Raw genomic sequence first — 18,751 nt, forward strand, 5'->3', positions numbered from 1 at the left:
CGGTCAATGCCGGTCGGGATGGATCAGCAGGCAGGTATGCCGGGTATTGAAGTCGAAAAGGAAGTCCATGTAGCGCAAGGCGCCGCCGCCGAGGAGGTAATGCCAGGGCAGGCTGGCCTGCTTGAATACATCGAAGGTGACGGTGAATGGCTGCCCGGAGATGTCGACATCGGCGGTGGCCCGGCTGATGCGCGCGGCGTGTTGGTGCGCGCCCATGTCGCGGACCCTGAGGCGCCGGCCCGGTCTGCTGTGCAGCTCGTCGAGGGCGTGCTGGTCGGCGGCGAGGTAATGGCTGGTGCCGCTGTCGATCAGGGCCGTGCGCAATTGCCCATCGATCGACAGGGCGGTGACCACGCGCAGCTGGTTGCCCCAGATGTCGCTGGATACCAGCATCGGTTCCCTACAGGCGCCGTCGCCATCGGTGCTGTCGCCAACCACCAGCGAGCTCTCGGTGAGGCGAAACGCGCCCAGTCGCCGCAGGATGTCCATGCCGAGCAGCCGGTGATTTCCCGGCACTACGGTCACCGGAACGTTCAGCAGGGTGAGCTCGCCGATGCCGAGCCTGGCCAGGATGCCGTAGCGGACGGGGACGTCGTGCGACAGAAACCCGCCGACCTTGCCGGTTCGATCAAGCATGGCGACGCCGAGCTTGCGTGCGCTGTCTTCGTCCAGTGTCAGCGCCGAGCTGCCCGTGTCGACCAGCAGCCATGTCTTCTTGCCGCCGCTTTCAACTTCCACGGCTGGCAGGTTGCCTTGCGCCAGGCTGCGATGAACCGGAATGCTGAAGCTGTGCGACGGCATGACCAGCTCAAGTTGTGGCGTGCCGGCCTGGCTGGCCAGGTAGCTCCGCATCTGCTCGAGCCTGGCCGGAGCCACCTTGTCCTGGAACCGGCGGATGATGTCCAGCTCGGCCGCATCGGCCTTGGCCGAGCCCTGGGACAGCCGCAGGTTGCCGTTGGCAAATTTCGCGCAGAAGAAGGCGACCTCGGGTTTGCTGTCGATCAGGCTGCGTTCGCAGACACGTGCATCCTCGCTGGACTTTTCCAGGTTGAAGTGGATGCGTTCCAGGGTCATGGCGGCAAGGACGCGACTGACAGGATCGTTCGAGGCCTGGTACATGTGGGCCAGGGCCGGCACGTCGGCCTGGTTCAGTGCCTTTTCCACGATCGCCAGCGTGGCAGCATCCGAACCCGATGGGGAAGAGGGCGTTCCCGGGCTCGATGCCTGCGTGGCCAGCGGGCAGCCGAGGCCGGCCAGGCTGCAGACGAATGCGGGTAGAAACGTCCATTTCTTCATTGCCCATGTTCCTTCATGTCCGGGAGCCCCCGAGTGTAGCCAGCAACCGCGTGCACCGGCGCACGCTCTGCTAATATCGGGGGCTGTTTTCCTGCGATTTCCGACCATGATCGAGACCAATCCCATCCAGGCCCAGATTGCCGACCTTCGCGACCGTGTCGAGTCGCTTCGGGGGTATCTTTGACTACGCCACCAAGAGCGAACGCCTGGAAGAAGTAACCCGCGAACTGGAAAGTCCCACTGTCTGGGACGACCCGGCGCGTGCGCAGGAACTGGGCCGCGAGCGCGCCCGACTGGATACCATCGTCAACGGCATCGACCGCATGACGGCCAGCCTCACCGATGCCGGTGAGCTGCTGGAGATGGCCATCGCCGACAGCGACGACGACACCGCGCAGTCGGTGATCGACGACCTGGCCAAGGTCGACGCCGAGGTCAACAAGCTGGAATTCCAGCGCATGTTCTCGGGCAAGATGGATTCCACCAACGCCTTCGTCGACATCCAGGCCGGCGCCGGTGGCACCGAGGCGCAGGACTGGGCCGAGATGCTGCTGCGCATGTACCTGCGCTGGTGCGAGAACCGCGGCTGGAAGACCGAGCTGATGGAAGTCAGCGGCGGCGACGTGGCCGGGATCAAGTCCGCCACGTTCCGGGTGGAAGGCGACTACGCCTACGGCTGGCTGAAGACCGAGATCGGCGTGCACCGGCTGGTCCGCAAGAGCCCGTTCGACTCGGACAATCGCCGGCATACCAGCTTTACCTCGGTATTCGTGTCGCCGGAAGTGGACGACGACATCGAGATCGACATCAACCCGGCGGATTTGCGCACCGACGTGTACCGCTCCTCCGGCGCTGGTGGCCAGCACGTCAACAAGACCGAGTCGGCGGTGCGCATCACCCACATCCCGACCAATACCGTGGTGGCCTGCCAGACCGGCCGCAGCCAGCACCAGAACCGCGACACCGCGATGAAGATGTTGGCCGCAAAGCTCTACGAGCTGGAGATCCAGAAGCGCAATGCCGAAAAGGACGCGCTGGAAGCGACCAAGTCCGACATCGGCTGGGGCAGCCAGATCCGCAACTATGTGCTGGACCAGAGCCGGATCAAGGACCTGCGCACCGGCATCGAGCGTACCGACACGCAGAAGGTGCTGGATGGCGACCTCGACGAATTCATCGAGGCCAGCCTGAAGTCCGGTCTCGAAGCCGGCTCCAAGCGCATCGATGCGTGAGACCTGACGCCTTCCGTTTACTGACGAGGTAGCCGCATGAACAGCAAGAAGATCTGCAGCATCGTGATCGCCTGTGCCGCACTGGCTGCGTTCGGCGCGGCCGCGCAATCGCAGCAAGGCGGCGCCGGCCAGGGTATCAAGCAGGACGCCAAAGCAGTCGGCCACGGCGTCGCCGATGGCGCCCGCGATGTCGGTCATGCGACCAAACACGTCGCCAAGAAGGTCGGGCACGGTGCCAAGGACGCCGGTGTCGGCATCGGCCATGGGGCGAAGAAGGCGGGAATCGCCATCGGCCACGGCGCGCGCGAAGGCTGGGATGCAACCAGACACGCGGTCAAGAAAGTATTCGGCAAGGACGATTGACGAGCCAGCTTCCCGAGGGAAACCTCGACGCCTCATCTTGCGACCCAACCCCAGACCATCTGGTGTGCGCCCCACGTTGCGGACACCCGGAGCAACAGAGTTCCCCATGAGCGAAACGACCGACACCCCGATCATCGACGAGAACCGGCTGATTGCCGAGCGCCGCGAGAAGTTGAACGCATTGCGCGAGCAGGGCATCGCGTTCCCGAACGACTTCAAGGTCGACAGCTTCGCCGGCGACCTGCAGACCGAGTTCACCGACAAGGACGTGCACACGGCCGAAGCGGTCGAGGCTGCCGCGCGCCGGGTGAAGATGGCCGGGCGCATCGTGCTCAAACGCGTGCAGGGCAAGGTCAGCTTCGTGCAGTTGCAGGATTTCAGCGGGCGCATCCAGCTGTTCATCCACCAGGGCACCTTGGGCGACACCTACGAGGCGTTCAAGAGCTGGGACATGGGCGACATCGTGGGCGCCGAAGGCGTGCTGATGCGCACCAAGACCGGCGAGCTTTCGGTGCGCGTGGACCAGCTGCGCCTGCTGACCAAGAGCCTGCGCCCGCTGCCGGACAAGCACCACGGCATGGCCGACGTGGAGCAGCGCTACCGCCAGCGTTACGTCGACCTGATCGTCACCGAGGAGGCGCGGCGCACCTTCATGCTGCGCTCGCGGATCATCGGCTACATGCGCCAGTGGCTGGAGGCGCCCACGCGTCGCTTCATGGAAGTGGAGACGCCGATGATGCACATGATCCCCGGCGGCGCCACGGCCAAGCCGTTCACCACCCACCACAACGCGCTGGATCTGGAGCTGTACCTGCGCGTGGCGCCCGAGCTGTACCTGAAGCGGCTGGTCGTCGGCGGCTTCGATCGCGTCTACGAGATCAACCGCAACTTCCGCAACGAGGGCGTGTCGACCCGGCACAACCCCGAATTCACCATGCTGGAGCTGTACCAGGCCTACGCCACCTATCACGAGATCATGGACCTCACCGAGAGCGTGATCCGCGATACTGCCCAGGCTGTGCTGGGCACCACGCAGCTGGAATGGGACGGCGCGGCGATCGACGTGGGCCCGGCATTTCGCCGCTGGCGCATGGAAGACGCGGTGCTGGAACACAACCCGGAGATCAGGCGCGAAGAACTGCGCGATCGCGAGGCGATGGCGGCGCACGCGAAGCGTCTCGGCGCACAGGTCAAGCCCGGTTATGGCTGGGGCAAGCTGCTGCTGGAAATCTTCGAGCACACCGTCGAACACACCCTGATCCAGCCCACCTTCATCACCGACCACCCGGTCGAGGTGTCGCCGCTGGCGCGCGAAAGCGATACCGACAAGGGCATCACCGACCGCTTCGAGCTGTTCATCAACGGCAAGGAGATCGCGAATGGCTTTTCCGAGTTGAACGACCCGGAAGACCAGGCCGCGCGCTTCCAGGCCCAGGTCGACGCCAAGGATGCCGGCGACGACGAGGCGATGCACTTCGACGCCGACTACATCCGCGCGCTCGAAGTGGGCCTGCCGCCCACCGGTGGCCTCGGCATCGGCATCGACCGGCTGGTGATGCTGCTGACCGGCTCGGCCTCGATCCGCGACGTGCTGCTGTTCCCGTACATGCGGCCCGAGGCCTGAGTGAACCCGCCCGCGCTGCAGGATCAGGCCGCGCCCGACGGCATCTGCTACGGCTGCGGCAGCGCCCATCCGCACGGCCTGCACATCAAGAGCCGCTGGGACGAGGATGGTGTGCACGTGGTTGCGACGCACCTGCCCGATGCCGACTTCCACGGCTGGCCCGGGCTGGTCTACGGCGGCCTGATCGCGATGCTGGTGGACTGCCATTCCAACTGGACGGCCATGGCCTGCCACTACCGCGCCGAGCATCGCGCGCCTGACAGCAAGCCGCGCATTGACTGCGTCACCGGCAATCTCGGCGTGAAGTTCCTGAAGCCCACGCCGATGGGTGTGCCGCTGACGCTGAAGGCGCGCGTCGACGGCGAGGTGGGGCGCAAGACCCGCGTGCTTTGCGAGGTCTATGCCGGCGACGTGCTGACCGCGCTGGGCGATTCGGTCTTCGTGCGCGTCGACACCGCCCAGCTGGCCGAGGCTGCCCGCAGCGCCTGAGCAGTACGGTGCGTTAAACTTCGCGTTTGCCGCCAACTCTGGAGCCAGCACCATGTGGTTTGCCATTATCGGAACGGACGTTGCCGACTCGCTGGAGAAGCGCAAAGGCGTGCGCCCGGCGCATATCGCGCGACTGCAGGCACTGCTGGATGACGGTCGGCTGTTCGTCGCGGGCGCGTTCCCGGCGATCGAGTCCGAGGACCCAGGTCCGGCCGGTTTCACCGGCAGCATGATCTTGGCCCAGTTCCCGTCGATGGCCGAGGCCCGCGCCTGGGCCGATGCCGATCCGTATGTGGCGGCCGGCGTCTACGCCGACGTGCAGATCAAGCCTTTCCGCAAGGCGTTACCGGCGTGAGCGAAGTGGTGCTCGAGCAGATCCGCCAGCGCCTGACTGCGGCGCTGGCACCGACCGAGCTGGAAGTCGTCGACGAAGGCCACCTGCACGCCGGCCACGCGGGGGAGGGCAAGGGTCACTTCCATGTGCGCATCGTCAGTCCCGCATTCGCCGGATTGCTGCCGATTCGGCGGCATCGCATGGTTTATGCGGCGCTGGACGGCCTGATGGACAACGGCATCCATGCCCTGTCGATTGATGCAAAGAACAAATAATTCAGTAACAGTCAGTTACAGTGAACTGTTCACTTGATGCTTCATGCAGAAACGCATTGCAGCGTCGCCCTGCGTTTGGCACAGTGCCCTGTCGCCCGGCTGCACGGGCCTTACCGTTGACCCGTTGAAGACCGCATGCGCCTGAGCACCATCAAACTCGCCGGTTTCAAGTCCTTCGTGGACCCGACCACCCTTCATCTGCCCAGCAACATGATCGGTGTGGTCGGTCCCAACGGTTGCGGCAAATCCAACATCATCGACGCGATCCGCTGGGTGATGGGCGAGAGCGCGGCCAGCCGCCTGCGCGGCGACTCGCTGACCGATGTGATCTTCTCCGGCTCCAACACGCGCAAGCCGGTGGGGCAGGCCACGGTCGAGCTGATCTTCGACAACGCCGACGGTTCGGTGCAGGGCGAGTACGGCCAGTACGCCGAGATCTCGGTGAAGCGCCAGGTCACCCGCGACGGCCAGTCCTCGTACTACCTCAACGGCGCGCGCTGCCGCCGCCGCGACATCACCGACCTGTTCCTGGGCACCGGCCTCGGCCCGCGCAGCTACTCGATCATCGAGCAGGGCATGATCAGCCAGATCATCGAGGCGCATCCGGAAGAACTGCGCACGCATCTGGAAGAGGCCGCCGGCATCTCCAAGTACAAGGAGCGCCGCAAGGAAACCGAAAGCCGGATCAAGGCCACCCGCGAGAACCTCGACCGCGTGCGCGACGTGCGCGACGAAGTGGACAAGCAGCTCGAACATCTCAACCGCCAGGCCCGCGCCGCCGAGCGCTGGAAGGCGCTGAAGGAAGAGCAGACGCGCAAGGACGCCGAACTGCGTGCGCTGGAATATCGTGGCCTGAAGTCCCAGCACGAAGGCGAGGGCGCGGGGCTGTCCGCCGCCGAGATCGAGATCGAAAAGCAGCTCGCCGGCCAGCGCCAGATCGAGGCCCAGCTGGAAAGCGTGCGTGAACGCCACACCGACGCCAGCGAGCATCTGAATGCGGTGCAGGCTGACGTCTACAAGGTCGGCGCCGAGATTGCCCGGGTCGAGCAGCAGGTGCGCTACAACAAGGAAACCGCCGAACGCCTGCAGCGCGCCCATGGCGACGCCGAGCGCGAACATGCCGAACTGGCCGCGCACATCGCCACCGATCGCGAACAGGTCGAGGCGCTGCGCCTGGCCCTGGCCGAAGGCGAACCGAAACTCGAAGCGCTGCAGCAGCTGCAGGACGACACCGGCGAAGCCCAGCGCAACACCGAGGCCAAACTCGCCGACTGGCAACAGCGCTGGGACAGCCACACGCGCAACGCAGGGGAATCGAACCGCGCTGCGGAAGTGGAACGGACCAGGCTCAGCTACCTGGATCGTCAGGCGGTCGACCTGGCGCGCCGTCGCGAAGTGCTGGAAACCGAGCAGAAGGCTACCGACGTGGCGGCGCTGGATGCGGCCGGCGAGCAATTGACCAACGAGCACGAGACCCAGCGCGAACGCGTGGAGACGCTCGGCAGCCTGCTCGACCAGCACAAGTCTGGCCACGAAAAGGTGCTGGAAGACGAACGCCAGGTGCAGTCGACCCTCAACGAGGCGCGCCAGCAACTGCAGGCTGCTCGCGGCCGGCACGCTTCGCTGGAGGCCTTGCAGCACGCCGCGCTGGGACAGGACGAAGGCGCGGCCAGTGGGTGGCTGACGAAGCTGGGACTGGATCACTCGCGTCGCCTGGGCGGATCGCTGCAGGTGGAAGCCGGTTGGGAAACCGCGGTGGAAACGGCGTTGAGCGGCTTTCTGGACAGCGTGCTGGTTGACCAGGCGCACACGCTGGCCAGCGAATTTTCCTCGATCGAGAACGCCGACATGGCCTTGCTCGACGCCAGCGAAGGCGGCATCAACACCGCTGGCACCCTCGCGGCGCACGTGCGCGGGCCGGCGGCGGCGATGGCGATCCTTGGCCACGTGCTCACCGCGGCATCGCTGGACGAAGCGCATCAACGGGTGGTCTCGCTGTCCTCGCTGGCGCCGTACCAGTCGGTGATCACGCCGGCGGGCGAGTGGCTGGGTCCGGGCTGGGCACGCGTGCGCCGGGCGCAGGGCAGCCAGGTCGGCGTGCTGGCGCGCGAACGCGAGCTGCGCACGCTGGCCGAGCAGATCGCCACGCTGGAAGCGCAGCTGGAAGAAGCCAGCGAGCGGCTCGATACGCTGCGCACCAGCAAATTCGAGACCGAACGCGCGCGCGACGATGCCCAGCGCGAGCTGTACAACGCGCATCGCCGGCAGTCCGAACTGGCCGGCCAGTTGCAAAGCCACCGCGGCAAACTGGAAACCGCCCGCGCCCGCGCCGAGAAGGTCAAGGGCGAACTGGCAGATCTGAATCGGCAGATCGACGAATTGCAGGGCCAGACCCGCGAGGCACGCGCCCGACTGGACGAATCGGTCGGCCTGATGGGCGACCTCGAAGACCAGCGCCGCGAGCTGGAGAACGAACGTCGCGGCCTGCTCGAAGCGCGCGAGGAAGCGCGCATGAACGCGCGCGAGGCCGCCGAGCAGTCGCATTCGCTGGCGCTCGCGCTTGAGTCGAAGCGTTCCTCGCTGAGCTCGCTGGAACAGACGCTGGCCCGCATGGACACCCAACTGCGCCAGATCGAGATGCGCCGCAACGAAATCACCGAACAGCTCGCCGCGGGTTCCGATCCGATCGCCGAGCTCGAATCGGAGCGGCAGGCGTACCTGGACCAGCGCCTGCTGGTCGACAAGCAGCTGGTCGAGGCGCGTCGCGCGCTGGAGGACTGCGACATCGAGTTCCGCAAGCTGGAGCAGCAGCGTCACCTGGCAGAGCAGGGCCTGGCCACGCTGCGCGAAGGGCTGTCGCAGAAGCGGCTGGCGGCGCAGGCCTTGCAACTGCGCGCCGATCAGCTGGCCGAGGCGATCGCCGGATCAGGTCTGGAACTGGAAACGCTGCTGGCCGAACTCGCGCCCGACATCGATGCGGATCAGTGGCGTTCGCAGCTGAGTGACCTCGGCCAGAAGATCGCCCGGCTTGAACCGGTGAACCTCGCTGCCATCCAGGAACACGCCGAACAGAGCGAGCGCAAGACCTACCTGGACAACCAGCTCACCGACCTGGTCGATGCGATGGAGACGCTGGAAGGTGCGATCAAGAAGATCGACCGCGAAACGCGCCAACGTTTCAAGGAGACCTTCGACAAGGTCAACGCTGGCGTGCAAGAACTGTTCCCGCGCCTGTTCGGCGGCGGCCATGCCTACCTGGAACTTACCGGCGACGACCTGCTCAACACCGGCGTGACAATCATGGCGCGCCCGCCGGGCAAGCGTCCATCCAACATCTCGCTGCTGTCCGGCGGCGAAAAGGCGCTGACCGCAGTATCGCTGGTGTTCGCGATCTTCGGTCTCAACCCGGCACCGTTCTGCCTGCTCGACGAGGTCGACGCACCGCTGGACGAGGCCAACGTGGGCCGCTTCTCCAGCTTGGTGCGCGAGATGAGCGAGCAGGTGCAGTTCATCTTCATCAGCCACAACAAGGCGACCATGGAAGCGGCCACCCAGCTGTGCGGCGTGACCATGCGCGAACCCGGTGTTTCGCGACTGGTGCAGGTGGATCTGGCCGAAGCGGCTAAACTGGCAGGCGCTGCCTGAGGAACTCATGATGACGTTGCAACCCGTGCTTGCCCTTGCCTGGAATCCCGCCGTCGGCATTCCGATGCTGATCGTCGGCCTCATCGTGCTGGCGCTGCTGTGGCTGTTCGGCCAGCCCAGGAAGGAGCAGGGCAAACGCCGCGTCGTGCCCGGCCCGCATGCCGGCGAGCGGCGCGAACCGACCTTCGGCGAATCGGATATCGAGCCGGTCGCTGACGATGTCTTCCGCGGCGATGCCAGGCCGCAGCAAGGCGAGCTGGAGGTGGGCTTGCGCGAGGAGCTGGAGCGCCTGGGCGCCACGCTGTCGGGCGACCGGGGCAGGGAACCCGGCGCGGCAGTTGCGCCGAAAACCCCCAGGACCAGGCAGCCACCGAAGCTGGCGGATCACGTGGCCTCGATCATCGATGCCTTGCGAGCTCCCAGTTCCAGCGATCCGGTGGCGCAGAACACCGACCTGCCGGCGGAAGCGCCGGTCGTGGAAACTCCATCGACACCCGCACCGGCCGCGGCGGCTCCCCAGCGTTCCGATCTGGGGCGGCGGCCGCCGCAGTTGCCGGTGGAACGCATCATCACGCTGTTCGTGGTGGCCCGCGAAGGCGAACGTTTCCACGGCCCGGACCTCGTGGTGGCCGCCGAAAAAGCCGGCCTGGAATTCGGCGACATGGGCATCTATCACCGCCTGGTCGACGGCAAGCGCGAGCTGGGACCGATCTTCAGCGTCGCCAACATGCTCAAGCCGGGCAACTTCGACCTCGCCCGGCTGGAAGATCTGCGCACACCGGGCGTCAGCTTCTTCATGACCCTGCCGGCGCCGCTGCCGGCGCTGGACGCATGGGACGCCATGCTGCCCACCGCGCAGCGGCTGGCCGAGTTGCTGGATGGCCATGTGCTCGACGAGGAGCGCAACGCGCTCGGACGTCAGGGCATCGCCCACATCCGCGACCAACTGCGTGGCTGGGATCGCGACCACGAAGGCAAGGAAATCATCTTCGGCCGCTGAGGCGTTTCAGGCCTGCGCGTCACGCCTCGGCAGTTTCCAGTCGGGGCGGATGAAGTGGCAGGTATAGCCCTGCGGGTAACGTTCCAGATAGTCCTGGTGTTCCGGTTCTGCCTCCCAGAAACCACCCGCCGGCGCCACTTCGGTCACCACCTTGCCCGGCCACAGGCCGGAGGCGTCGACGTCCGCAATGGTGTCTTCGGCGACCTCCTTCTGCGCATCCGAGGTGTAGAAGATCGCCGAACGATAGGACGTGCCACGATCATTGCCCTGGCGGTTGGCCGTGGACGGGTCGTGGATCTGGAAGAAGAATTCCAGCAGGCTGCGATAGCTGACCCGCGATGGATCAAACACGATCTCGATGGCCTCGGCATGGCTACCGTGATGGCGGTAAGTCGCGTTCGGCACGTCGCCGCCGCTGTAGCCGACCCGGGTGGAGAGCACGCCATCCTGCTGGCGAATCAGGTCCTGCATGCCCCAGAAGCAGCCTCCGGCAAGCACCGCACGCTCGGTCGTCATCGCACATCCTCCACCTGATCCAGGTACGCGCCGTAACCCTGCGCCTCCATCTCGTCACGAGGGACGAAACGCAGCGAGGCGGAATTGATGCAATAGCGCAGGCCGCCACGATCCTTCGGGCCGTCCGGAAAGACGTGGCCGAGATGGCTGTCGCCATGGGTCGAGCGCACCTCGGTGCGGATCATGCCGTGGCTGCTGTCACGCAGCTCGTTCACGTGGGCCGCCTCGATCGGCTTGGTGAAGCTCGGCCAGCCGCAACCCGACTCGAACTTGTCCGACGAGGCAAACAGCGGTTCGCCCGAAACGACATCCACGTAGATGCCGGGCTCCTTGTTGTGCAGGTATTCGCCCGTGCCGGGGCGTTCGGTGCCACTTTCCTGGGTGACCCGATACTGCTCGGGACTCAGTTGCGACAAGGCCTCGGGACTTCTGTTGTAACGGGACATGCGGCGCCTCCTGTCGTGGTTGCGATGCAGACAGAAATGGCAGTGCCGGCGCGCATATCAAGGACCGGCGACAAAAATATCCGGAAAGAGGGTGCTTCAGATTTCCTTGCGCTCGTACGCTTCGCGGAACAACCTTGCCAGCTCGCAGGTCAGCCACCATTGGCGCATGTCGCGTTCCCGACAGGTCCGACCCGCCGGAACGTGCAGGCCGAGCCGGTTGATCGTCTGTGGACAACGTGCGAAGTGGAGCCAGAAGTTGAGCCATGAAATTCAACAGCCCAGGTGGGGTAACCCCCGCCGGTTCGCTCCCGCTCTCATGGACGATCAGGTCAAATTATCGGGGCAGGCAGGGTTACCCAAGTTGGCGAAACGTGTTCCCGTTTGACATCCCGACAAGGCGTGCCGGCTCAGCGCTTACCCGTCACGCAGGGTCGAGTTGCACCTGGGGGCGACGCGTCGGCGCCCCAGGAGACTGCCGTGAGTGTCACCTTGCCTTCGCCCTGAAACGACATGGCCGAGTGGCCGAGCTGCAATTGATAGGTGCCGGCCGGGCGTAGCCAGCGCTGGCCATGGCTGTCGAAACTCACCAGCAGGCGCGGGTCGGCGGCGACCGTAAGGTGCGCGGACTGGCCGGGCTTCAGGCTGACGCGGCACCAGCCGGCCAGTCGCCGCGCATTGTTCGAACCTGGCGGGGTCACGTAGAGCTGTGGCACATCAGCGCCCACGCGTGCGCCGCGATTGGTGACAGTGAACGAGGCGATGAGCTTGCCGCCTTCCACACGTGGCTTGAAGTCGCTGTAGTCGAAGTGCGTGTAACTCAGGCCGTAGCCGAACGGGAACAGCGGTTCGAAGTGCTGGCGCTGGTACCAGCGGTAGCCTACGTCAGCGCCTTCGAGGTCGTAGTCGACGTCCTGCGCCGGCTGGCCTTGCGGCGGCAGGCCGATGGCGGCGAGGCCTGCGCCGGGGATAGTCGGGCGCGCCAGTTGCGATTCGTCGCGCGGCCAGGTGATCGGAAGGCGACCGGAGGGATCGACCTCGCCGTACAGCAGCCGCGCGATCGCCTCGCCGCCGGCCGCACCGGGGTACCACGCTTCCAGTACGGCGCCGACCTTGTCCAGCCACGGCATCGCCACCGGCCCATTGTTCTCCAGCACGACGATGGTGAGCGGGTTGGCCTTGGCCACGGCGGCCACCAGTGCGTCCTGGTTGCCCGGCAGGGTGAGGTGCGGCGCGTCGAAACTTTCCGCCGCCCACTGCTCGACGAACACCACGGCCACCCTGGATTGAGCGGCCAGCTTCGCGGCGGCGGCGATGTCCTCGCCGCTGGCGTAGCCCACCGTGCCATGCGCGCGTTGCCTGATCGCCGCCAGTGGTGCGGATGGCTGGTAGATGCGTGGCCCCGGCCACTCGGCGGGCGCCAGGCCCGGCACCGCGTTGCCCTGCGGCGACTGCACCGCGGAGGAGCCGCCGCCGGTCAGCACACCCTTGTCGGCATGGCCGCCGATCACCGCCACGGACTGCGCGGCGGACAGCGGCAGCAGCGCGTCCTGGTTGCGCAGCAGCACCGCGCCGGCTTCCTCGGCGCGCTGCGCCACCTTGCGGTCCGCGGCGAAGTCGATGGGCGCTTGCCTTGCTGGATGATCCATCACGCCGGCGGCGAACAGGCTGCGCAGGATGCGTCGCGCCATGTCGTCGATACGCGACTGCGGCACCTGGCCGGATGCGACCGCGGCACGCAGCGGCTGGTCGAAGTAAACCTCCTTGTCGAAGGTTTCGCCGGCCGATTCCTGATCCAGTCCGGCCAGCGCGGATTTCGCGGCGCTGTGAACCGCACCCCAGTCCGACATCACAAAGCCGGGGTAGTGCCAGTCGTGCTTCAGCACGTCGTTGAGCAGCCAGTCGTCCTCGCAGGCATAGACGGCGTTGATGCGGTTGTAGGAACACATCACCGAGCCCGGGTGGCCGGTCGCGATGGCGATCTCGAAGGCGAGCAGGTCGGACTCGCGCGCGGCGGCGCGGTCGATATTCGCGCTCAGCGTGGTGCGGTCGGTTTCCAGGTCGTTGAGCGCATAGTGCTTGATGGTGGAGACGAGATGCTGGCTCTGGATGCCGGCGATGGCGTTGCCGGCGATCACGCCGGCCAGCAGCGGGTCTTCGCCCGCGTATTCGAAATTGCGGCCGTTGCGCGGGTCGCGCACCAGGTCCACGCCGCCGGCCAGCATCACGTTGAAGCCGCGGCGATGCGCCTCGCCGCCTATCATCGCTCCACCTTCGCGGGCGATCGTAGGATCGAAACTGGCCGCGGTGGCCAGGCCCGAGGGCAGGGCGGTGGCGCCGAGCTTGTGCGGCTTGGCCACGCCGAGACCGGCATCGCTTTCCTGTAGCGCGGGCAGGCCCAGTCGCGCGATCGCCGGCCCATAGCCGGCCGAACCCAGCGCGCCCGATGCCATCACGTGGCCGTTCTCGGTGTCGCCGAAGTCGACGCGAATCAGCCGGAATTTCTCGTCTTGCGTCATCGCCTTCAGTACGAGGTCGGCGCGCTGATCGGGCGTCAGCCTGGCGTTCATCCACGGGTGCGCGTCGCCGCTCGCGTTCGCGGTGGTGCATGCACCGCCGAAGGCCCATAGGGCGATGCCGATCAAGGAAGCAATGCGGGTCTTGTGGAGTGCCATGACGTCCCCTTCGTTTTTCCGGAACAGATTGGATGCATGCTCATCGCGGGTGCCGGGTGGCAAACGCTTGACTCGGCAGGTACGGATTGCGATTCGATGCGGCGATCACGGCCCAAGCCGTCGCGGCAAGGCATGGCCGGTGGTAGTACCAGGCATATAGCGCCACGATGCGTGGCTCGGGCGTGGCGTAGAGGAAGCCGCCCGGCGAGGCCTGCTGCACGACCCTGGCGAACAGCGTGTCCGCCCTGGCCTCGTCGCCGACCCATCGCCAGGCGAGCGCGGCCTGCGCGGTGCCTTCCGTCCACATGCCGTCGCGGGCATCGGTGAAAGCGTAGCCGCCCTTGACCGCATGCCTGCGTTCGACCCAGCCCAGCGCGCGCCGCCATGCCTTCGGCGCATCCGGCAGGAGTTGCGCCCAGAGCTGCACATCGAGGGCGGATGGCGAGCGCAGCGGCGCCACACCGTCGCCTGCGGTGCCCGTCCAGAAATGCCCGCTCGCGGCATCCCATTGCTGCGCCACGAAATCACGGGCGTGCTTCGCCTGTGCGTTCCAGTCGCCGCCGGGTGCGGAGATCCGGGCCAGCCACGCGAACATCGCGGCCAGGTCGATGTTGTGCTCGGTCGATTTCCACGATGCCTTGCGTGGCGCCAGCAGGTAAGACTCGATGCCGCCGTGGAAGCCGGCCGCGCCGTGCGCGTCCGACGCGTGGGCGACGACCCAGTCGGCGAGATGTACCGCGGCATCGCGCCAGCGCGTCTCGCCGGTGGCGTCGTGCAGCGCCAGCAACGCCAGTGCGGTCCACGCGACGTTGCCGCAGGAGCTGCCGTCCTGGTACGCGCCGGCATACTGCTGCGCGGCATCGACCCATTGCTTGCGTTGCGCATCCTGCCAGCCGTTCGACAAGGGCTTGTCGCCTGCGACCGCGCCTGCGCGATACGCGTCGCGCAGGCGCGCGTCATGCATGGCCGCGAGGCGCAATGCTTCGCCGATGCGTTCCGCCTGCGGCCGCCTGCCGCAGGCGAGCAGGGCGATGACGGCGAGCGCGTTGTCGTAGGTGAACGCCACCGTGTGCAGTGGTGGCAGGGCGGGTGCGCCTTGTCCGCGTTCGCTGTCGTAGCTGCGTAGTAGTACCGGGCCGTTGCCCGGCAGCGCATCGACGCGCGCGGCGATGGCGTCGCAGCCTGCACGCTCGAGTGCTGCAATCATTGGCGTCGCGGACGCCGCGGTTTTCGCATGCACCTGCATTGCGGTGCATGCGGCGAGCAGCAGGCAGGCGAACAAGGCCGCCACTCCCGCCTTCACGGGAATGGCGGCAACCGGGGAACTCGCCATGTCGTGTTCCCCGGTTGCCGCCATGGCACGTGGTTCGGCATGCACCATGGCGGGAGCCCGTTGCAAGGGACCGCTCAGAAGTCCGCGCGCAGGCTGAGGTTGTAGCGGGTGTCGTTGCGGAAGAAACCCTTGGGCACGGTGGTGCCGTTGGTGTCGATGATTTCGCGGCTCTTGAACGTCGAGTTCAACAGGTTGGCCACCTGCAGGGCCACCTTGACATGGTCGTTGAGCGAGTAGATCAGCGAACCATCCAGCCGGCCCTGGGATGCGGCCATGACCGGCAGGAACGGATAATCCGCCTCCTGGCCCGTGATCAGGAATTGCGAGCGCCAGTTCCACGCCAGCCGCGCCGACAGCGGGCCTTTCTCGTAATACGTGGTGAAGTTGAAGGTATCGCGGGACAATTCGCCTGGCGGCAGCTTGAGCTGGTTGACGCACTGCGTGGCCGCCAGATACGTGGCGGGGCAGTAGTTGACCACGCCGAAGGCCAGTCCGTGTGGCTTGATGTAGGTGTAGTTGGTCTGCACGCCAAAGCCGGACAGCCAGCCAGGCAGGAAATCGAATTTTTGCTGGTAAGCCAGTTCTGCCCCGCCCACGCTGCCCTTCTGGTCGAGGTTGGCCAGGCCCGCCGTGTACTGCTCCGGATAGGTCACGCCGTTGTTCGTCACCGTGGTGTTCACCACGTTGGTGATGTACTGGATGGTGTGGTTCAACTGCTTCCAGAACAGCATGCCGGTCAACGAGCCGGCGTTGCCGAAATACCACTCCTGGGTCAGGTCGAAATTGTGCGCCGTGATGGGCTTGAGGTAGGGGTTCGTGCCGTTGTAGCCGTTGCCCACCGTCGGCTCGGTGCTGCCATTGGTGCCGTAAGGCAGCAGCCCGCTGATCGATTGGCCCGCCTCCAGCTGGTTGAGCGCCGGCCGGAAGATCGACTTGGAGAATGCGAAACGGGTGATGAGGTCGTCGGTCCAGCCGATCGACAGATTGAAGCTGGGCAGCCAGTTACCGTAGCCGTTCCTGGCCTTTATCGGGCTATAACCACCGTTGGCGAAGGTCACGTATTGCTGCTGCTGTGGCGAGGTGAGCGCGCAGAACGTGCCTGGTGAGGCCGGTTGGGTGCCATTTTTCGTTACGCCCTGGCAATACTCCGCGACGGTGGCATTGCCGAGAGCCTGCTTCATGTCCGGCAGCAGCAGATAGCCCGAGGCATCGTCCTGGGTATGCACGTAGCGCATGCCGATGTTGCCGCTGATCTGCAGGCCGCTCAGGAAATCCATGTTGCCGTTGCTGAAGTTCAGGCGGAGATAGGTGGCGTTGGTCTTTTCCCCGTTGGAAGAGATTTCCTGCGGCAGGTAATGCGTGCCCGGCACGAAGGTATAGCCGTACCGATCGCGTTCGTAGTTGGTGTAATAGGGACTCCACCAGTCCCAGCCCGGATTGATGGTCAGCGACTGCTGGTTGATCTGCTTCATCGCGGCGACGGACTGCCAGAATTGCGACTGCGGGTTGAGGTTGAAGAAGGGCGCGACCACGCCGAAATCACCGTGGTCGAAGGCAGGCAGGTTGACGTGATACGGGGAAACGTCGTTCGGTGTGTCGGCGGCAGTGACTGCCAGCCCTGGCCCGCCGGCGTAAGGCGTGCTGATGTCCCAGAAGTAGCTGTACGGCGAGGAATGCAGCGTTTCTTCCTGGTCGCTGTGCCGGAAACCGAACTGGATGTCGTCCAGCGGGCCCTTGTCCACGTCGAAGCTGCCGTCCAGGCGGAAGGCGCGCTGGTTGCCCCAGGACTTCTCCTGGTGATCCTGTGCCGCTGACCAATAGGTGTTGTTGGGGTTGGCGAAGTACTGGGCCGTCGTTTCGTTGGGATCGGGCGACAGCAGTTTGATCGTGGGCACATTGTCGCCGTGCGTGGCGATGTACCAGTTCGCCTGGGTCATCTGGCGAATGTAGTAGTAGGAATCCGAGTAATCGGAATGGGTGTCCTGCGCGTCCAGGCTGAGGTGCAGGCGGTCGTTGACGTTCCACTTCAGGTTGAAGGCGTAGTCGTTGGTCACATAGCGCCGCCTGAAGCCGGTGGTATTGAGCTGCGTCGGCACGCCGCCATAGGTGAACGGCAGGAAGGTCGATGCGGCCGGATCGCCCGAGATGATGCCGGACTGGAATACGCCGTTGGCGTCGTACACAGGCGTGGTGCCTGCCAGTGGCACGGCACAACCGGCCAGCGTCTGGCCGCTGCAGCCATCCGTCGATGCCTGCAGGGTGTGCTCGAAGGTGGTTTCGGAATCCGATGTCCGATTCCACGTCAATGCGGCCTGCCATGCCTTGTCCGGGCTTTCCCATTGCAGGGCCAGCGCATGGCCGAAGCGCGTGCTTGTTTCGTCCTGGTGGCGAAGGTCGCCGCCGACCGGCAGGTAGCGGTATTCGCCCGGCGCAAGGCCGGGGAGGGCGTCGGTTCTGCCACCCGGCAGGTCACAGCCATTGCACCGTCGCTGGTAATCGACCACGGAAATCGCATTGTCGGTCTGATAGATGCGGTCGTAGGCCACGTTGGCGAGGAAACCGAAGCGGCCGATGCCGGTATTCCAGTTGTGACTGAACAGGCCGGCGATCTGCGGCGTGCCCTTCTTGGCCAGGTCGCCCCAGTAGCTGCCGAGGGTGACGGAGGCCTGTGTATCCTTGTTGCTGTCGAAGGGCATGCGCGTGTTGAGGTTGATCGAGCCGGCGATGCCGCCTTCGATCATGTCCGCCGTCTGGTTCTTGCTCACCACCACCGATCCGATCAGCTCGGGCGACACGGTCGAGAAGTTGAGCCCTTGGCCCCCGCCGGCGGAGAACACCTCGCGGCCGTTGAACAGCGTGCTGGTATAGGGCAGGCCCTGCAGGCTGATGTCCGAACCCTGGATCGAGAAATGATCCGGGTCGGCGGCGACGCCGAAGGCGCTGACGGCTACACCCGGCACGCGTTGCAGGGCCTCGGTCACTGACAGGTCGGGCAGGGAGCCGGCGTCCTGCGCCGAGATCGCGTCGACCACGGTGTCGGCGTAGCGCTTGATGTTCTGCGCACGGTTCAGGCTGGACGAGTAGCCGTTGACGGTCATGCCGGTGAGCTGCTTCGCCTCCTTCTCGTTCGCCGTCGTGGCAGCGTTTTTCTTTTTTGCGGCGACCTTCGAATCCTTCTTCGCGGCGGGTGCAGCCTGCGCGGCCTGGTCCGCATCCTGCGGGGCAGGTTGCGCAGACAATGGGCTGGCCACGAACAGCGTCATCGCGATCGCGATGGGCAACAGGCGCAGTTGACTGGCGCCGCCTGCAAGCGGGTGCACGGATTGCTTCGTCACTTCGATATCTCCCCGGTTTTCAGTGAACGCTCGGCCAACGCGGTTCCGCCCTCGACCTCGGTTTCTTCCGCCAGCCGTCCAGACCCCAGACCCCAGACCATCGCCCCGCCTTCGTCGGCCAGGTGCAAACCTGCCTTTGCAGTCGGCGAGAAGAGATTGAAGTGGCGTGGGCGGCTGCCGCCGCAGGGCGC

At 65.7% G+C, this 18,751-nt stretch carries 14 protein-coding genes; 8 read left to right on the top strand and 6 right to left on the bottom strand.

Annotated features, from left to right (window positions below; genetic code table 11):
- Positions 1–3 precede the first annotated feature (3 nt).
- A complete protein-coding gene (locus ASD55_RS07600) occupies positions 4–1,296 on the bottom strand; it encodes an aspartyl protease family protein (protein WP_056764910.1) in 1,293 nt (430 codons plus the stop codon).
- 106 nt (positions 1,297–1,402) lie between these two features.
- Between ASD55_RS07600 and prfB the strand changes: the two genes are divergently transcribed.
- The 8 genes from prfB to zipA all read left to right on the top strand — a co-directional run bounded on the left by prfB (position 1,403) and on the right by zipA (position 10,258).
- Positions 1,403–2,528 (top strand): peptide chain release factor 2 gene (gene prfB, locus ASD55_RS07605; protein WP_157598900.1). Its coding sequence is split into 2 segments (ribosomal slippage): positions 1,403–1,477 and positions 1,479–2,528, totalling 1,125 coding nucleotides; the frame shifts between segments, so codons are not numbered across the junction.
- 36 nt (positions 2,529–2,564) lie between these two features.
- Positions 2,565–2,891, top strand: a complete 327-nt coding sequence (locus tag ASD55_RS07610) for a hypothetical protein (protein ID WP_056718533.1) — start codon at positions 2,565–2,567, stop codon at positions 2,889–2,891.
- 106 nt (positions 2,892–2,997) lie between these two features.
- Complete coding sequence (gene lysS, locus ASD55_RS07615) at positions 2,998–4,515, top strand: lysine--tRNA ligase (RefSeq protein WP_056764913.1); 1,518 nt, start codon at positions 2,998–3,000, stop codon at positions 4,513–4,515.
- On the top strand, positions 4,516–5,004 hold the full coding sequence (locus ASD55_RS07620) for a PaaI family thioesterase (protein WP_056764915.1): 489 nt from the start codon (positions 4,516–4,518) through the stop codon (positions 5,002–5,004).
- A 52-nt stretch (positions 5,005–5,056) separates the two neighbouring features.
- Positions 5,057–5,359 carry a YciI family protein gene (locus tag ASD55_RS07625; RefSeq protein WP_056718536.1) on the top strand — a complete coding sequence of 101 codons (303 nt, stop codon included), beginning with the start codon at positions 5,057–5,059 and terminating at the stop codon, positions 5,357–5,359.
- Entirely contained in the window at positions 5,356–5,613 is a 258-nt protein-coding gene (locus ASD55_RS07630; protein ID WP_056718537.1) for a BolA family protein, read from the top strand. Before ASD55_RS07625 ends, ASD55_RS07630 begins: the two co-directional genes overlap by 4 nt.
- A gap of 135 nt (positions 5,614–5,748) precedes the next feature.
- Positions 5,749–9,258 carry a chromosome segregation protein SMC gene (gene smc, locus ASD55_RS07635; protein ID WP_056718538.1) on the top strand — a complete coding sequence of 1,170 codons (3,510 nt, stop codon included), beginning with the start codon at positions 5,749–5,751 and terminating at the stop codon, positions 9,256–9,258.
- Positions 9,259–9,268: 10 nt separating this feature from the next.
- Complete coding sequence (zipA, locus tag ASD55_RS07640) at positions 9,269–10,258, top strand: cell division protein ZipA (protein WP_056718632.1); 990 nt, start codon at positions 9,269–9,271, stop codon at positions 10,256–10,258.
- Positions 10,259–10,264: 6 nt separating this feature from the next.
- Here the strand turns inward: zipA and msrA are convergent, their stop codons facing one another.
- From msrA to ASD55_RS07665, 5 genes are all read right to left on the bottom strand, one after another.
- The gene (gene msrA / locus ASD55_RS07645; protein WP_056718539.1) at positions 10,265–10,774 is read right to left on the bottom strand and encodes a peptide-methionine (S)-S-oxide reductase MsrA; all 510 of its coding nucleotides are present in this window, start codon (positions 10,772–10,774) and stop codon (positions 10,265–10,267) included.
- Complete coding sequence (gene msrB / locus ASD55_RS07650) at positions 10,771–11,220, bottom strand: peptide-methionine (R)-S-oxide reductase MsrB (protein WP_056718540.1); 450 nt, start codon at positions 11,218–11,220, stop codon at positions 10,771–10,773. Before msrB ends, msrA begins: the two co-directional genes overlap by 4 nt.
- A gap of 407 nt (positions 11,221–11,627) precedes the next feature.
- Positions 11,628–13,892, bottom strand: a complete 2,265-nt coding sequence (locus ASD55_RS07655; protein ID WP_056765354.1) for a glycoside hydrolase family 3 C-terminal domain-containing protein — start codon at positions 13,890–13,892, stop codon at positions 11,628–11,630.
- 40 nt (positions 13,893–13,932) lie between these two features.
- Positions 13,933–15,225, bottom strand: a complete 1,293-nt coding sequence (locus tag ASD55_RS07660; RefSeq protein ID WP_235577749.1) for a hypothetical protein — start codon at positions 15,223–15,225, stop codon at positions 13,933–13,935.
- Positions 15,226–15,299: 74 nt separating this feature from the next.
- Entirely contained in the window at positions 15,300–18,560 is a 3,261-nt protein-coding gene (locus ASD55_RS07665) for a TonB-dependent receptor (protein ID WP_056764917.1), read from the bottom strand.
- Between the last annotated feature and the right edge of the window lie 191 nt (positions 18,561–18,751).

It is taken from the genome of Rhodanobacter sp. Root561 (assembly GCF_001427365.1).
Classification (GTDB): domain Bacteria; phylum Pseudomonadota; class Gammaproteobacteria; order Xanthomonadales; family Rhodanobacteraceae; genus Rhodanobacter.

What these genes read in the sequence shown, in the direction of transcription:
- smc (WP_056718538.1), top strand. Translation starts at nt 5,749, where the DNA reads ATGCGCCTGAGCACCATCAAACTCGCCGGTTTCAAGTCCTTCGTGGAC.
- msrA (WP_056718539.1), bottom strand. Translation starts at nt 10,774, where the DNA reads ATGACGACCGAGCGTGCGGTGCTTGCCGGAGGCTGCTTCTGGGGCATG.
- ASD55_RS07600 (WP_056764910.1), bottom strand. Translation starts at nt 1,296, where the DNA reads ATGAAGAAATGGACGTTTCTACCCGCATTCGTCTGCAGCCTGGCCGGC.
- ASD55_RS07625 (WP_056718536.1), top strand. Translation starts at nt 5,057, where the DNA reads ATGTGGTTTGCCATTATCGGAACGGACGTTGCCGACTCGCTGGAGAAG.
- zipA (WP_056718632.1), top strand. Translation starts at nt 9,269, where the DNA reads ATGACGTTGCAACCCGTGCTTGCCCTTGCCTGGAATCCCGCCGTCGGC.
- ASD55_RS07655 (WP_056765354.1), bottom strand. Translation starts at nt 13,892, where the DNA reads ATGGCACTCCACAAGACCCGCATTGCTTCCTTGATCGGCATCGCCCTA.
- msrB (WP_056718540.1), bottom strand. Translation starts at nt 11,220, where the DNA reads ATGTCCCGTTACAACAGAAGTCCCGAGGCCTTGTCGCAACTGAGTCCC.
- ASD55_RS07610 (WP_056718533.1), top strand. Translation starts at nt 2,565, where the DNA reads ATGAACAGCAAGAAGATCTGCAGCATCGTGATCGCCTGTGCCGCACTG.
- lysS (WP_056764913.1), top strand. Translation starts at nt 2,998, where the DNA reads ATGAGCGAAACGACCGACACCCCGATCATCGACGAGAACCGGCTGATT.
- ASD55_RS07660 (WP_235577749.1), bottom strand. Translation starts at nt 15,225, where the DNA reads ATGGCGAGTTCCCCGGTTGCCGCCATTCCCGTGAAGGCGGGAGTGGCG.